This window comes from Pseudomonas sp. 05N36 (genome assembly GCF_056397385.1).
The window spans coordinates 185,439-200,783 of sequence record NZ_JBFTNH010000008.1 but is presented as its reverse complement, the minus strand read 5'-3'; the positions used below and the strand labels follow the sequence as shown (position 1 = coordinate 200,783).

The window sequence follows — 15,345 nt, the reverse complement described above, 5'->3', positions numbered from 1 at the left end:
CTGTAGAACCCGGACAGCCGGGTTTACGACTGCTGCGCAGCCGAACGCAGCCTCGCAGGCTCGGCAGCTGCTACGAGTGATCGGTTATGTGTTGGGTCATGCGTTGAGGCTGAGATCCGGCTCAGTCAGCCTGCGCCCAGGTCATGCGAAACGACGCGCCGCCCCACGGCGAATCGCTGACCTCGACCTTGCCTCCGTGCGATTGCGAGACCCGCCGAACCAGCGCCAGGCCCAGGCCGAAACCGCCGGTGCGACGGTCGCGACTGGTATCTAGTCGGGAGAACGGCTCGAAAATCTTCTCGCGCCCCTCCAGCGGCACACCTGGGCCATCGTCGTTGACCAACACTTCATAACCGTCTTCACCCAGCGTCAGCGATACCTCCACCCGTCGCTCGGCGTAGCGAATGGCGTTGCGCAGCAGGTTGATCACCGCCCGCGCCATAAAGCGCGGCTCGATCGGCACAGAGTCGACCTCACAGGCGCGAATCAACAGTCGCACCCCGGCCGCCTCAGCCTCCAGGGCAACGCTGCCGACCACACTGTCGAGCCAACTGTGGGCCTGAATGTTTTCGAGACTGATCACCGTGGCACCACGCTCAAGGCTGGCGTAGGTCAGTAGTTCGGAAACCATCTCTTCCAACTCACCGAGGTCGGCATACATGTCGGCAATCAGCGCTTTACGCTCGCTCGGATCGGCCTGTTGCTTGAGTTGATCGAGTTCAAACGACAAGCGCGCAATCGGCGTGCGCAACTCATGGGACACCGCATTCGTCAGTTCGCGCTGATTGGCAATCAAGCCTTCGATACGCGCGGCCATCTGGTTGAAGTGCTCGGCCAGGACGCGAATGTTCGAGCGTTTGGACAACTGAATGCGCGAGGTCAGATCGTTATCGCCGAATCGTTGCGCGGCCACTCTGATCAGCTCAAGGTCGCGCCAATGCGGTCGCACCCAGAAATACAGGACAAAGGCCAGGAACACGCCTAGCAAGGCGTAGGCCCAGACATACAGCCACTTGGGTGCCTCCGGGAGTTTGATGTTCAACAACTGCGAACCGCCATCGATGTTGGCGATAAATTCGTTGAAATCCCCACGCACGACCAACAGACCGTCAGCCAGCAGTTTTTGCTCTCGCTCAGTGAGATCCAGCTCGCTGCTCTGCACCAGCTCCAGACGCAGGCCGTAGTGGGTTTTCAGCTCCGCCAGGCGCTCATCACGCGCAACGCCGGTGACCGGACGGAGCAACTCGACCAGGCTGTAAGCTGGCCCGCGCATGGCGTCGCGGTTATAGGTCTCGTTGGCCTCGGGCAGCAGCTCATCAAAAATGTAATTGACCGTCCAGATCGCCCCCGCGAAGCCAACGGCAAGAATGACGTACAGCCGCAAAAACAGCCTTAGCATCTAGAGCTCCCAGGCAAAGGGATTGAACAGATAACCCTTGCCCCAAACGGTCTTGATGCACACCGGCTCTCTGGGATTGTCCTTGAGCTTGCCGCGCAATTTGCTGATGTACACGTCAACGCTGCGGTTGAGCCCGTCAAAAGCGATGCCGCGCATGCGATTGAGGATGTCATCGCGTGAAAGAATCTTGCCAGCCGCGCTGGCCAGTAGCCACAGCAGTTCGAACTCCATGGTGGTCAGCTCGATACTCTCACCCGCCAGCCGCACTTCGCGGCAGCTGCGATCAATCAACAAACGGCCGAACTCCAGCGAACCGCGCACCGTGGTTTCCGGTGTCTGGCGACGTTGCAAGGCGCGCAGCCGGGCCAGCAATACCGGTGGTTTGATCGGCTTGATGACGTAATCGTCGGCGCCGGACTCCAGGCCCAGGATGTGGTCCAGGTCGTCTTCCTTGGCCGTGAGGATGACAATCGGCGTCTCGGACACGCTGCGGATCTCGCGGCACACATGCAAGCCGCTCTGGCCGGGCAGCATCAGGTCGAGCACAACGATTTTTGGCTTGAATTCGAGAAACGCCGCCAGCGCCAGATCGCCACGGTGCACGGTCCGCACTTCGAAACCATGTTGGGAGAGGAAGTGCGCGATCAACCCTGCGAGCTTTTCGTCATCCTCAACGAGCAGTACCTTGCCAAACGCCTGATTGTCCATAAGTGCCAATCTGTGAGCCGATGAATGAGAGCGCGCATTATAGGCGCCAATCCCCTCATCACCGGGCATGCCAGACAGCAAAAACCGGCCTCGCGGGCCGGTTTTCAGAGAACTTTCATGTTCTTAAGAGTTTTTAACAATTTGCCTGTTTTCTTTCACAGACTTGCCGCAGGCACGCCACTGTGGAAGCGGAACTCGACGTCCGGGGACTCGATCAGTTCCTGCTCGGCGGCGCGAACCTTGTCGATCACCTGCGCAATGTCCTTGGCGTCGCCGTACTGGTAGGCCAACTTCAGATAGCCCTGGAAATGCCGCGCTTCGCTCTTCAGCAGGCCGAAGTAGAATTTGCCCAGCTCTTCGTCGAGGTGCGGCACCAACGCCTCGAAACGCTCGCAGCTGCGCGCCTCGATAAACGCCCCGACCACCAGTGTGTCGACCAGTTTGACCGGCTCGTGGCTGCGCACCACTTTGCGCAACCCCGAGGCGTAGCGACCGGCGGACAGCTGGCGCAGTTCGATCTTGCGCTTTTTCATCAGGCGCATGACTTGCTCGTGATGCACCAGCTCTTCCCGGGCCAGGCGTGACATCAAATTGATCAGGTCGACATGCGAATGGTACTTGGCAATCAGGCTGAGCGCGGTACTGGCAGCCTTGAACTCGCAGTTCTTGTGGTCGATCAGCAGGGTTTCCTGGTCGGCCAGTGCAGCCTGAACCCAGCCGTCGGGCGTGCGGCAGCCAAGGAATTCGTGAATTTCAGGAAGGATCATTGGCTCACTTCCGACAGTTCAACAGGACCATTGGGCAGGACGGCGACGATTTCAGGGTTCAGTAACATGAGGCTCACGGGCAATAGGTTCACAGCGAAGGGGGCCGATTATACGTGCCTGTCGGCAGACCACCAGTCGCGGCACTTGATATGCATCAAGACCCGAGTTCACGACCAGCAACTATAGTTGTGCAACGACGTGTTTTTCATTCATCGGAGATTCCGACCATGCAAGCCATCCGTAGCATCCTGGTGGTCATTGATCCCTCGCCCAACGAAAGCCTGGCTCTCAAGCGCGCCAAGCTGATCGCCGGGGTGACTCAAGCGCACCTGCATTTGTTGATCTGCGATAAGGAGCACGATCATTCGGCGCTGTTGAGCGTGCTCAAGGCCAGCCTGCTGGAAGACGGTCATAGCGTCACCACCGAGCAGGCCTGGAACAAAAGCCTGCATGAAACCATCATTGATGTGCAGCAGGCCGAGGGTTGCGGGCTAGTGGTCAAGCAACACTTCCACGACAACCCGCTGAAGAAAGCCCTGCTGACCCCGGAAGACTGGAAACTGCTGCGCCAGTGCCCGAGCCCGGTGTTACTGGTGAAGACCTCGAAACCCTGGACCGGCGGGACGATTCTGGCGGCCATCGACGTGGGCAACAACGACCCCGAGCACCGCGTGCTGCATGCGAGCATTGTCGATCATGGCTTCGACATCGCTCACCTGGCCAAGGCCCATCTGCACGTCATCAGCGCCCATCCGTCGCCCATGCTCTCGGCGGCCGACCCGGTGTTCCAGCTCAAGGAAACCATCGAGGCCCGCTACCGCGAAGCGTGCAAGGCGTTCCAGGCCGAGTTCGACATCGACGATGATCACCTGCATATCGAAGAAGGTCCGGCCGATGTGCTGATTCCCCACGTCGCGCATAAATTGCAGGCGTCGGTGACCGTCATCGGCACCGTGGCGCGCACCGGGTTTTCGGGGGCCTTGATCGGAAACACCGCGGAAGTGGTGCTTGATTCGCTGGAAAGCGATGTACTGGTACTCAAGCCACAGGAAATCATGGATCACCTGGAAGAACTGGTGACCAGCGGCAAGTAAGCGCAACCGATTGCGGCTCCTGCGCACTCAAGGAGCCGGGGAGTTGGCCCCTACCGACACCGACCTGTTAGTTCTTACAGTATCCATAACCTTGGAGTTCACGCAGTATGACGAGGACGCCACCTTGATCAAGGCCAGCACGGATGCCAACAACATCGTCGGTTTGCGCAGATACCGCAACACCGAACATTATGGTGTCAGACTCGCGTGGCCTGACGGTCAGGACCGTGCAGTTCCACCGACGGCAGGCGGGCGATCCGCTTGAAACGCGGGTCACCCATCAACGGTTCGACGCTGCCGGCCGACCAGTTGCCAGCCGTGATCCGTATCTGTTTGCCTTGTCCCAGAGCGATGAATCCGTCCCTGCCAACCTGAGTCAGATCTTCAGCCTGTCCGGCCTACCGTTGGCGAGCCGCAGCGTGGACGCTGGCTGGCGACTGGCGCTGCCAGGTGAGGCCGGGCAAGCCGTCGAACGCTGGGACGGCCGTGGCAGCCACTCACGGACCGAATACGATGAACTACTGCGCCCGTTGGCCGTGCATGAACGCGGAGCAGACGTTGCCGAGCACGTGCTGGAGCGCTTCAGTTATGCCGCTGCCGATGCGGACGCCGCCGCCCACAATCGGTGTGGCCAGCTGATTCGCCATGACGACCCGGCCGGCACCTTGCACCTGCTGGACCTGAGCCTCGGCGGCGCGCCGCTGCAACAGCAGCGTCATTTTTTACTCAGCACAGACGCGCCCAGTTGGCCGACCAACATGACCGAGCGGGATGCCTTGCTCGAAACCGGCGACGGCGCGACTACCTGGAATAGCTACGCGCCCACCGCCGAACCGCTGAGTCAGACCGACGCACTGGGTAACCTGCAAGCCTTCGCCTACACCGTCGCCGGCCAGCTGAAAAACACCCGGCTGACCCTGGCCGGTGACGGACAGCTCGAGAAGGTTCTGGTGAGCGCGATCCACTACAACCCCTTCGGCCAGGTCGAATCCGAAACCGCGGGCAACGGCGTGATCACCGGTCACCGCTACGATCCCGCCAACGGCCGGCTGACGAACCTCAGCGCCCACAAAGCCGATGGCACGCCGCTGCAAGACCTCAGTTACTGCTACGACCCGGTCGGCAATGTGCTGAGCATCGAGGATGCGGCGCAACCGATCCGTTACTTCAATAACCAGCGCGTCGAGCCGATCAAGATTTACTGGTATGACACGCTCTACCAGTTGATCAAAGCCTGTGGATCGGAGGCTGACATCGGGAGCGGCGGCCCGGCCCTGCCGGACTTGCAACCCCTGCCACCTGATCCCAACCAGATCGCCCACTACACCCAGACCTATCATTACGACGCAGGCGGCAATCTGCTGGATCTGCAGCATGTCGGCGCCCAGGCCCATGGCCGCACCTTGACCCGCGCCCGCTACAGCAACCGTTGCCTGCCCGAGCGAGACGGCCGTCCACCGACCGAAGCCGAATTGGCCGCCGGCTTCGATGCCAACGGCAACCTGCTTGAACTGCAAGCCGGGCAGCCCCTGAGCTGGGATCTGCGCAATCAGCTACAGGCAGTGTGCCCCGTGGTGCGCGAAAACGCGAAGAACGACCGCGAGCGGTATATCTACGACGGCGACGGCCAACGCGTGCGCAAAGTTCGCAGCCACCAGACCAACGCCCGCACGCTGATCAGCGAGGTGCGCTACCTGCCCGGTGTGGAAATCCGCAGCCACAGTGGCACCGGTGAAGTCCTGCATGTCGTTAGCGCTGCCGCCGGGAGCAACAGTGTGCAAGTGCTGCATTGGGTCGCCAGACAACCTGATGACATTGCGCAGGATCAGGTGCGTTACAGCCAGGGTGATCACCTGAAATCCAGTACGCTGGAACTCGACCATCAAGCCAGGCTGATCAGCCAGGAATGGTATTACCCGTTCGGCAGCACCGCGTGGTGGGCAGGTCGCTCCGTAACCGAGGCCAAGTACAAAACCGTGCGCTATTCCGGCAAGGAGCGCGATGCGACGGGGCTTGATTACTTTGGCTTCAGATATTACGCGCCGTGGTTGCAGCGCTGGATCAATCCGGATCCGGCGGGGACGATTGATGGGCTCAATTTTTATCGGATGGTGAGGAATAATCCGATAACGTTATTCGACCCGGATGGGCTGTCCCCTCAAGGGGACTTAGCGCGAAAAATTATGGATTCCAATTCTTTTATCAAGGCTTACAGCAAAAACCCAAAGAAAGCACTTGAAACCATGAAAGAGACAAATCTGGAAATGGGGTATGAGCTTCACATTGTCGAAAAGGCATTAAAAAGGGTTCAGAAAGAAATGACTGCCAGCGATGACGCTTTAGCGCAAGGCATGACTAAGCTAGCCATTACTGAACATCAAAAGCTTATTCGCAAACCCTCGCAGGAATATATTTACATGAAAGAGTTCAAAGCTATTTACTCAACAACTTACGGCTCGAATGTTATCAATACGGCCATGAGAACCGGAGCACAAATATCCCTGAATGGGAGAAAGGTRGTGCGCGAGCTGACAGAGCGAGTTGGAGATCAAGAGTTTTCAGGCTCACACGGAAAAGAAAGAGCACGATTCATCGAGATCATCGCAAACGGTTTAAACATCCATAACACCAAGCAAATAAGCTATCAGCTATACAAACAAGCTAACGAATCAACGCAAACCTATTATCGAGGGCAAGACATAACTGAGTCAGGGCTGGAAGAATTTATGACTGCCAAAGAAGACGGCTCCGTAATCCATTCAAAGAGTATTCTTTCGGTAGCTAAAGAAAAAACCACTGCCGAAGGGTTTATGCCCGGAAAAAAGGATGTTATTTTTTTGGTCACGGGATTTAGCGCCGCCAATGTGATTTCACCTTATTCCGCACTAGGTGAAAAAGACCTGGTATTTACCCCTCATGCAGACTTTACAGTAACCGACGTCGGTTATAGTACGAAAAACGAGGGAAGGGTTGTCATCAAACTTAAAGAGGTACGAGGGCATACTGGCAGGCGCACCCCCATGCCTTATTAGAACAGCCGAAAAAGGCGCTGGGCGCGACAATGAACCGACAGTACTTGGCTTATATAGCTTTACTGTTACCTGTTCATCACACTCCAGTGCCCTTATAGCTCCGAGTCCCGTCAATCCTCCGGCCGCAACATCAACACTGCCAACGGTGGCAGATTCAGTACCAGCGACAAGGGTTGGCCGTGGCTGCCCTCCTCTTCGGTCATCACACCGCCACCATTGCCGTAGTTGGAACCGGCATAAATCCCCGCATCGCTATTGATCACTTCGCTCCAGCGCCCGCCAATGGGCACGCCAATCCGATAGACCGGACGCGGCACCGGCGTGAAGTTCGCCACCACCAACACCGGCCGCCCTTCCTTGCTCCAGCGCAGCCAGGCGTAGACGCTGTTCATCGCGTCATCACCGATCAGCCATTGGAAACCCTGCGGCACATCGTCCTGCTCGTGCAGTGCCGGCTCTTCGCGGTAGAGCTGGTTGAGGTCGGTCACCAGTTGTTGCACGCCGCGGTGTTCCGGGTATTGCAGCAAGTACCAATCCAGCTGCTGATCGTGATTCCATTCGCGCCACTGGCCGAACTCACAGCCCATGAACAGCAGTTTTTTACCCGGGTGCCCCCACATGAAACTCAGGTATGCACGCAAGTTGGCGAACTTCTGCCAGCGATCACCGGGCATCTTGTCGATCAGCGAATGCTTGCGGTGGACCACTTCGTCGTGGGAAATCGGCAGGATGAAGCGTTCGGACCAGGCGTAAACCAGGCCAAAGCTCAGTTCGTTGTGATGATGGGCGCGGTAGACCGGGTCCTGCTGAATGTAATGCAGCGAATCGTGCATCCAGCCCATGTTCCATTTGTAGTCGAACCCTAACCCGCCATGCTGCGTGCCCTGGCTGACACCCGGCCAGGCCGTGGACTCCTCGGCAATCACCAGCGCACCGGGCGCTTCGAGGTCGATCACATCGTTGAGGTGGCGGACAAAATCGATGGCTTCGAGGTTCTCCCGACCGCCATGGCGATTGGGCACCCACTCGCCGGCCTTGCGTGAATAGTCGCGATACAGCATCGAGGCCACCGCATCGACCCGCAGTCCATCGACGTGAAAATGTTTGAGCCAGTGCAATGCCGACGCCAGCATGAAGCCATGCACTTCGGTGCGACCGAGGTTGTAAATCAGCGTGTCCCAGTCCTGGTGAAAACCTTCCAGCGGGTTGCCGTACTCGTACAGCGCGGTGCCATCGAACTGCGCCAGGCCATGGGTATCGGTGGGAAAATGCGCCGGCACCCAATCGAGGATCACCCCGATATCGGCCAGGTGGCAGGCGTTGACGAACGCGGCAAAGTCACTGGGCGAGCCGTAACGGGCGCTTGGGGCGAATTGCGATAACGGCTGATAACCCCAGGAACCACCGAACGGGTGCTCCATGATCGGCATCAGTTCGATATGGGTGAAACCGAGTTTCTGCACATAGGGGATCAGATGTTCGGCCAATTCGCCCCACGTGTATTGGCGCGCCACTTCACCGACGTCATCCACTTCGCACTGCCAGGAACCGGCATGCAGCTCATAGATCGACAGCGGCGCGCTCGGCCGGTGGCGCTCGCCGCGCGACTGCATCCAGTCCTGATCCTGCCAATCGATACGCAACGGTGAGGCGACTTTCGAGGCTGTGTCCGGCGGTAATTGTGTCGCCAGCGCCACGGGGTCAGCCTTGAGCGGCAGAATCCCGTGGGCACCGAGAATTTCGTACTTGTACGCCTCCCCCGCCTGCAAGCGCGGAACAAACAGCTCCCACACGCCGGACGGATGACGCAGCCGCATCGGGTGACGACGACCATCCCAGACGTTGAAATCGCCGACCACCGAGACCCGTCGGGCATTCGGCGCCCACACCGCAAAACGCACGCCGTCGACACCCTCGACGTTCTTCAATTGCGCCCCCAGACACGCACTGAGATCGCGGTGATTGCCCTCGGCGAACAGATACAGATCCATCTCGCCCAACAACGGACCGAAGCTGTAAGGGTCCTCGGCGGTTTGCTCGCCGCCAGCCCAATGGGTGCGTAACAGATAAGCCTGTGCCCGGTCGAAATGGCCGACAAACAACCCCGGCACTTCAGTCGGGTTCAAGCTGCCGAGCGCTTCGCCGGAATCACGGGCGATCACCTGCACGCTCAAGGCGTCCGGCAGGTAGGCACGAATGAACTGACCGCCGGCCCCATCGGCATGGGGGCCGAGTATCGCAAAGGGATCCTGATGCTCGGCACGCACCAGCGCCTCGATGTCTCGCGCCGCCGGCAGCAGCGCTTCTTTGACCTGTCCCTGCTCCCTCAATGATGGCTCCGTCATGACTGCTCTCCACTCACATAGGAAAAGGGTTTGAGCCCACTCAACAACCCGTATAAACCGTGCAATGGCACGGGCAACCAAGTGGGACGATTTTCGGCTTCATACCCCACTTCATAAGCCGCCTTCTCCAGGCAGAACAACGCCAGTGCGGCGTCTTCGGCTGCAGGATCCTGCCAGGCATGAGCAAGACTAGCCGTTGCCTGCCGATACGCCTGAACAAACGCTGCCGTGGCCTCACGCAAATAACGTTCCGTCACCCGCTGACGTGCCGCCAGTGTCTGCGCGGTGACTTCAACCCCTTGCCCGTCCAGGGCCATCGCCGCCGCGTAATCGAACGAACGCAGCACGCCGCTCACATCCTTGTACGGACTGTGTTTGCCCCTTCGCTCATGCAACGGTCGCGCCGGTTCCCCTTCGAAGTCGATCAGGTAGGCATCGCCCTTGATCACCAGCACCTGGCCCAGGTGTAAATCACCGTGGACACGCATCTGCAAACCGCCCACCGTTTTTTCCGCCAGTGCCTGAATGTGCCTGAGTATGGTTTTCTTCTGCTCCTGCAAACGCACCACCAGCACCTGGTCCTCCGGGCTCAGCCGGGCCTGATGCTGTTTGAGCAACTGCAAGGCGTGCTCCAGTTGTGCAGCAATCGCTTTCGCCAATGCCTGCTGATCCTTGTGCGTACTGATCCGCGTACCAAACGCCGGGTTGTCACCGGGCGCGGCCAGTAGCTGGTGCATTTCCCCGAGCCGCTGACCGAGCATGCCAGCGAAATCTTTCAATTCACCGAGCGCGTTGTAGTGCTGTTCCTGCTCGGACATGGCCTCGGCCAACTCATCGCGAATCGCCCGTTCAAGGTTGTTCTGGGTCCATTCCCAGGCATCGCCCTGATTGCTCAGATACCCTTGGGCGATCATCAACAGCGTGTCTTCGCCTTGCCGATCACGGCGAATCACCGAGCCGAGCAACGGTGAAATATGCTTGAACCCGGCGGCGGTCAGGTAAGCGCTCATCTCCAGTTCCGGGTGTACGCCGCTGGCGACCTTGCGGATCAGCTTGAGCACCAGGCTGCCGCCAATCACCGCGGAGCTGTTGGATTGCTCGGCCGACAAATAGCGCACGTCGCAGTCAGCCTCCAGATTGAGGTGCACCAGCCCGGCGCTCGGTTCGAAACGAATTTCGCCATCACTGGAGTCCAGCACCGTGTGCGCCTGCATCGCCTGGATCACCGCACGAATGAAACTGTCGAGGCTGAACGCGTCGGTCACCAAGCCCACCTGCCGCCCGCGCCGCACTCGCGCCAACGCCAGTTGCTGCGGCAATGCGGCACCGACCTGGTCTTCGGCGAGAAACCCGAACGGCAGTTGGTAACGACTGGTCTGACCGTCGCTGACCACCTCGATTTCGCTGAACAGCACCGGATGCAGCGGATCACCAAAACGTACACCGTAAGCAATGTGCACCGTTTCGATACGGGAGTCCTTGCCGGCGAACCAACGTCGATTGTGCAACCAGCTTGGCAGCGCACTTTGCTCCAAAAGAGTGCGCGACGGTGCTTCGAGCAGCTCTTCCATGCGCTTTTTCAGGACCAGTGTGGTGAAGTCCGGCAAGCTTTGTGCGGGCTCGACATGCCAGCTCGGCATCTGGTTTTCCGCCGCCAGCACAAACCAGTAAAAACCGTACGGCGCCAGGGTCAGCAGAAAGTTGAGCTGGCCAATCGGCGGGAATGCATTACCGCCGAGCATTTCCACCGGAACCATGCCGGCAAAGGCCGAGAGGTCCAGCTCGGCGGCCTGGGCACTGCGCGAGACATTGGCTACGCACAGGATGATTTCGTGTTTGCCGTCATCACCGGTGTATTCACGGGTATACGCCAGAATCCGCCGGTTGCTCGGCGAGAGCATTTTCAAGCTGCCCCGGCCGAAGGCCTTGGACTGCTTGCGGATCGCCAACATGCGCCGGGTCCAGTTCAGCAATGAATGCGGGTCGCCAGCCTGGGTTTCGACGTTCACCGACAAGTAACCGTAGAGCGGGTCCATGATCGGCGGCAGCACCAGGCTTGCCGGGTCGGCGCGAGAAAACCCGCCATTACGGTCGATCGACCACTGCATCGGCGTGCGCACGCCATCGCGGTCGCCGAGATAGATATTGTCGCCCATGCCGATTTCATCACCGTAGTACAGCGTCGGCGTCCCGGGCATCGACAGCAGCAGGCTGTTGAGCAACTCGACGCGGCGCCGGTCACGCTCCATCAGCGGTGCCAGGCGTCGACGAATGCCGAGGTTGATCCGCGCGCGGCGGTCAGCCGCGTAGTAGTTCCACAGGTAATCGCGCTCCTTGTCGGTGACCATCTCCAGGGTCAGCTCATCGTGGTTGCGCAGGAAAATCGCCCATTGGCAGTTGGCTGGAATCTCCGGCGTCTGGCGCAGGATATCGGTGATCGGAAAACGGTCTTCCTGGGCCAGCGCCATGTACATGCGTGGCATCAGCGGGAAGTGAAAGGCCATGTGGCATTCGTCGCCGTCATCGCCATGAACATCACCGAAATACAACTGAGTGTCTTCCGGCCACTGGTTGGCTTCGGCCAGCAACATGCGGTCCGGGTAATGGGCGTCGATCTCGGCGCGAATCCGCTTGAGCACGTCATGGGTTTCGGGGAGGTTCTCGTTGTTGGTGCCGTCGCGCTCGATCAGGTAGGGAATCGCATCCAGGCGCAGGCCGTCGATGCCCAGGTCCAGCCAATAGCGCATCACCGAGAGCACGGCTTTCATGACCTGAGGGTTGTCGAAGTTCAGGTCCGGTTGATGCGAATAGAAACGGTGCCAGAAGTACTGGCCGGCCACCGGGTCCCAGGTCCAGTTGGACTTCTCGGTGTCGAGAAAAATGATCCGCGTGCCGTCGTACTTTTGATCGTCATCGGACCAGACATAAAAGTCCCGCGCCTTTGAGCCTGGCTTGGCCTTGCGCGCCCGTTGAAACCAGGGATGTTGATCGGAGGTGTGGTTGATGACCAGCTCGGTGATCACCCGCAAGCCGCGTTGGTGGGCCTCGGCAATAAAACGCCTGACATCGGCGAGGCTCCCGTAATCACGGTGTACGCCACGGTATTCGGCAATGTCGTAACCATCGTCGCGGCGTGGCGAGGGGTAAAACGGCAGCAACCAGAGGGTGTTGACGCCCAGATCGGCGATGTAATCCAGTTTGGCGATCAAACCGGGAAAGTCGCCGATTCCATCGTTGTCGGAGTCGAAATAAGACTTTACGTGGACCTGATAAATCACCGCATCCTTGTACCAGAGCGGGTCGTTGCTGAAGGTGGCTGACCTGGGTTTCTTCGCCATTGGAAACTCCTGAGTACAGTGAGAACCTGTGGGTGCGTCTAAGCCGTTATCCGCCAAATCCCGAACGGCTGGTTCCACGGCTCGATGCGCATCCATTGGGTCTTGCCGTGCCAGTCCCAGCGGTGGCCGTTCATCAGGTCTTCACCCTGGGTCACCGCATCGTCGGGCAAGCCCATCTCCCACAGCGGCAATTCGAAGTGCGCCTCCTGGGCGTTGAACGGGTCGAGGCTGACCGCCACCAGAATAAAATTGCTGCCATCGGCCGTGCGTTTACCGAAGTACAGAATGTTGTCGTTCCACACGTTGTAGACCTGCAGACCCAAATGGCTGTGCAAGGCCGGGTTTTGCCGGCGAATGCGGTTGAGCTGGGCGATCTCGGCGATGATGTTGCCCGGCGCAGTGAAGTCCCGGACACGGATTTCATACTTCTCGGAATCGAGGTATTCCTCCTTGCCCGGCACTGGCGCCGACTCGCACAGTTCAAACCCCGAATACATGCCCCACAGGCCCGAGCCCATGGTCGCCAGCGCGGCCCGGATCAGAAAGCCGGCGCGGCCCGACTCGTGGAGAAAGCCCGGATTGATGTCGGGCGTATTGACGAAAAAGTTGGGCCGAAAGCACTCGCGCCAGGGTGACTGGTTCAGCTCGGTGAGGTACGTCACCAATTCGTGCTTGGTGTTACGCCAGGTGAAGTAGGTGTAGCTCTGGGAGTAACCGACCTTGCCCAGGCGCGCCATCATCGCCGGGGTGGTAAAGGCCTCGGCCAGGAAGATCACCTCGGGATACAACGCCCGTACATCACCGATCAGCCACTGCCAGAACGGCAAGGGTTTGGTGTGTGGATTGTCAACCCGGAAGATCTTCACGCCCTCCTCGACCCAGCCGACCACGATGTCGCGCAGCTCCAGCCACAGGCTCGGAATCGCCTCGCTGGCGTAGAAGTCGACGTTGACGATGTCCTGGTATTTCTTCGGCGGGTTCTCGGCGTATTTGATGGTGCCGTCCGGTCGCCAGTTGAACCAGCCCGGATGCTGCTTCAGCCACGGATGGTCCTGGGAGCATTGAATCGCGAAATCCAGCGCAATCTCCAGCCCGTGTGCGGCGGCGGCCTTGACCAGACGACGGAAGTCCTCGCGACTGCCCAATTGCGGGTGAATCGCCTCGTGCCCCCCCTCGATACCGCCGATGGCGTACGGGCTGCCGTGGTCATCAGGGCCGGCAGTCAGGGCGTTGTTGGGACCTTTGCGATAGCTGCGACCAATCGGGTGGATCGGCGGGAAGTACAGCACGTCAAAGCCCATGTCCTGGATCATCGCCAGACGTGAATGCACATCGTTGAACGTACCGTGGCGATCCGGATCATCGGTGATCGAGCGGGGAAACAACTCATACCAACTGGCGAACTGCGCACGTTCGCGCTCGACATCCAGCGGGTACTCCGGACTCAGGCTGAGGTAGGGACGCAGATCGGCCTCGGCCATCAACCGGGCACTGCGTGGGTGCAGAAACAGCGCGACTTGCTCGGTTTCAAGCAGCCCGGCCAGCTCTTGGTGCAGCGCCGTAAGCTTCTTGCTCAACGGACCGTCACTGCGCTCCGCCGCCTGCAGCACCTGGATGCGCCCTTCTTGCAGCTCCAGGCTGACGGGCACACCCGCTGTGTGTTTCTTTTCCAGTTCATGACAGAAACTGGCGAACTGATCGATCCAGGCCTCGATACAAAACCGATACCTACCCGGCGTTGCGACGCTGAACTGCCCCTGCCAGGTGTTATTACCGAGATCGGTCATGACTTCGCTCTGCCAGATCGAGTCGGCCTCGGCACGCCAACGCACGCGCACCGCAAGCACGTCGTGACCGTCAGCGAAAACCTTGCTCGTCACCTTTACAGCCTGCCGTTCGATAGCCTTGGCCGCGAACTGGCCGCCATCGATCACCGGCATGGTGTTTTCGATAATAATCCGCGGCAGCAGCAAAGCCTGCGACAGTGGCAGTTGCGGGTTGTACTGCAGCTCCGTCGGTTTTTCAGTCGTCATCGAGCCTCGCCCCTTACGCCCCATGGACGCTCCTGTGCTTGATCGTGTGCTGCTGCATGACGCTACTTAGGTTCCGAGCGCCGGGCGCTGCTAAAAGTTCAGATCCTTTCACTTTAGCCACGCTCCATGACCACTAATCGGTTACACCGAACGATGAGCAAGCCCCGTGCCCTAACCTTTAGATCCCGCAGAAAAGGGTGCCCCCCATGCCCGTGCGAATCGAAAACCAGGTCTGCTTCTTCATTACCGAGAATGGCGAAGAGATTCGCCTTGCTGCCGATGTCACCATCATCACCGACGCGGATAAAGCTATGTCGGCGGTGGAGCTCGATGGTCAGCGCTTCTACATCACCGAAGCAGAAGCCGACGCATTAACCGTAGCAGGTGCCATCGATGGTCGTCGGCACCTGATGGTCACCAGCAGTGATTCGGTGATTTGACTGACGCAGATCAGAGACCGCCGCAAACGCTTGTGACAGGTGCTGTCACCGCGTCTGCCGGGGTGCATCAAGTTGTCGCAGGGGCGGATCAAGGACTCATCTGATCCGCTTTTTAATCCAATACCTGAGTCTGTTATGCAAACAGTTCGGTGGTCATAGTTCATCTGCCTGATGGAGGCTGATGAGCGA

Annotated in this window: 9 protein-coding genes; 3 read left to right on the top strand and 6 right to left on the bottom strand. The window is 59.2% G+C overall.

Translation table 11 applies throughout. The annotated features are described in order from the left end of the window. Nucleotides 1-121: 121 nt before the first annotated feature. From AC1DIH_RS13475 to AC1DIH_RS13465, 3 genes are all read right to left on the bottom strand, one after another. Nucleotides 122-1,399 (bottom strand): ATP-binding protein, encoded by a 1,278-nt coding sequence (locus tag AC1DIH_RS13475; protein ID WP_477772036.1) that lies wholly within the window; start codon nucleotides 1,397-1,399, stop codon nucleotides 122-124. Continuing rightward, nucleotides 1,400-2,107 (bottom strand): winged helix-turn-helix domain-containing protein, encoded by a 708-nt coding sequence (locus AC1DIH_RS13470; protein WP_477772035.1) that lies wholly within the window; start codon nucleotides 2,105-2,107, stop codon nucleotides 1,400-1,402. It abuts the gene before it with no gap. Between the two features lie 155 nt (nucleotides 2,108-2,262). Further along, nucleotides 2,263-2,874, bottom strand: coding sequence for a MiaE family protein (locus AC1DIH_RS13465; protein ID WP_103314364.1), 612 nt, complete (start codon nucleotides 2,872-2,874; stop codon nucleotides 2,263-2,265). A gap of 227 nt (nucleotides 2,875-3,101) precedes the next feature. Between AC1DIH_RS13465 and AC1DIH_RS13460 the strand changes: the two genes are divergently transcribed. Together AC1DIH_RS13460 and AC1DIH_RS13455 are read left to right on the top strand one after the other, a co-directional pair. Beyond that, nucleotides 3,102-3,968, top strand: coding sequence for a universal stress protein (locus tag AC1DIH_RS13460; RefSeq protein WP_477772034.1), 867 nt, complete (start codon nucleotides 3,102-3,104; stop codon nucleotides 3,966-3,968). 143 nt (nucleotides 3,969-4,111) lie between these two features. After that, complete coding sequence (locus tag AC1DIH_RS13455; RefSeq protein WP_477772033.1) at nucleotides 4,112-7,000, top strand: RHS repeat domain-containing protein; 2,889 nt, start codon at nucleotides 4,112-4,114, stop codon at nucleotides 6,998-7,000. 110 nt (nucleotides 7,001-7,110) lie between these two features. Here the strand turns inward: AC1DIH_RS13455 and glgB are convergent, their stop codons facing one another. The 3 genes from glgB to AC1DIH_RS13440 are packed head-to-tail and all read right to left on the bottom strand — an operon-like array spanning nucleotide 7,111 to nucleotide 14,716. Continuing rightward, nucleotides 7,111-9,345 carry a 1,4-alpha-glucan branching protein GlgB gene (gene glgB, locus AC1DIH_RS13450; RefSeq protein WP_477772032.1) on the bottom strand — a complete coding sequence of 745 codons (2,235 nt, stop codon included), beginning with the start codon at nucleotides 9,343-9,345 and terminating at the stop codon, nucleotides 7,111-7,113. Further along, entirely contained in the window at nucleotides 9,342-12,683 is a 3,342-nt protein-coding gene (gene treS, locus AC1DIH_RS13445) for a maltose alpha-D-glucosyltransferase (protein WP_477772031.1), read from the bottom strand. Before treS ends, glgB begins: the two co-directional genes overlap by 4 nt. 38 nt (nucleotides 12,684-12,721) lie before the next feature. Next, nucleotides 12,722-14,716: an alpha-1,4-glucan--maltose-1-phosphate maltosyltransferase gene (locus AC1DIH_RS13440; protein WP_477772030.1), complete on the bottom strand. Its 1,995-nt coding sequence runs from the start codon at nucleotides 14,714-14,716 to the stop codon at nucleotides 12,722-12,724. Nucleotides 14,717-14,922: 206 nt separating this feature from the next. On the opposite strand from AC1DIH_RS13440, the gene AC1DIH_RS13435 reads away from it, so the two are divergent. Further along, complete coding sequence (locus AC1DIH_RS13435) at nucleotides 14,923-15,156, top strand: DUF3203 family protein (protein ID WP_477772029.1); 234 nt, start codon at nucleotides 14,923-14,925, stop codon at nucleotides 15,154-15,156. Nucleotides 15,157-15,345: the final 189 nt, after the last annotated feature.

What these genes read in the sequence shown, in the direction of transcription:
- AC1DIH_RS13475 (WP_477772036.1), bottom strand. Translation starts at nt 1,399, where the DNA reads ATGCTAAGGCTGTTTTTGCGGCTGTACGTCATTCTTGCCGTTGGCTTC.
- AC1DIH_RS13470 (WP_477772035.1), bottom strand. Translation starts at nt 2,107, where the DNA reads ATGGACAATCAGGCGTTTGGCAAGGTACTGCTCGTTGAGGATGACGAA.
- AC1DIH_RS13465 (WP_103314364.1), bottom strand. Translation starts at nt 2,874, where the DNA reads ATGATCCTTCCTGAAATTCACGAATTCCTTGGCTGCCGCACGCCCGAC.
- AC1DIH_RS13460 (WP_477772034.1), top strand. Translation starts at nt 3,102, where the DNA reads ATGCAAGCCATCCGTAGCATCCTGGTGGTCATTGATCCCTCGCCCAAC.
- glgB (WP_477772032.1), bottom strand. Translation starts at nt 9,345, where the DNA reads ATGACGGAGCCATCATTGAGGGAGCAGGGACAGGTCAAAGAAGCGCTG.
- treS (WP_477772031.1), bottom strand. Translation starts at nt 12,683, where the DNA reads ATGGCGAAGAAACCCAGGTCAGCCACCTTCAGCAACGACCCGCTCTGG.
- AC1DIH_RS13440 (WP_477772030.1), bottom strand. Translation starts at nt 14,716, where the DNA reads ATGACGACTGAAAAACCGACGGAGCTGCAGTACAACCCGCAACTGCCA.
- AC1DIH_RS13435 (WP_477772029.1), top strand. Translation starts at nt 14,923, where the DNA reads ATGCCCGTGCGAATCGAAAACCAGGTCTGCTTCTTCATTACCGAGAAT.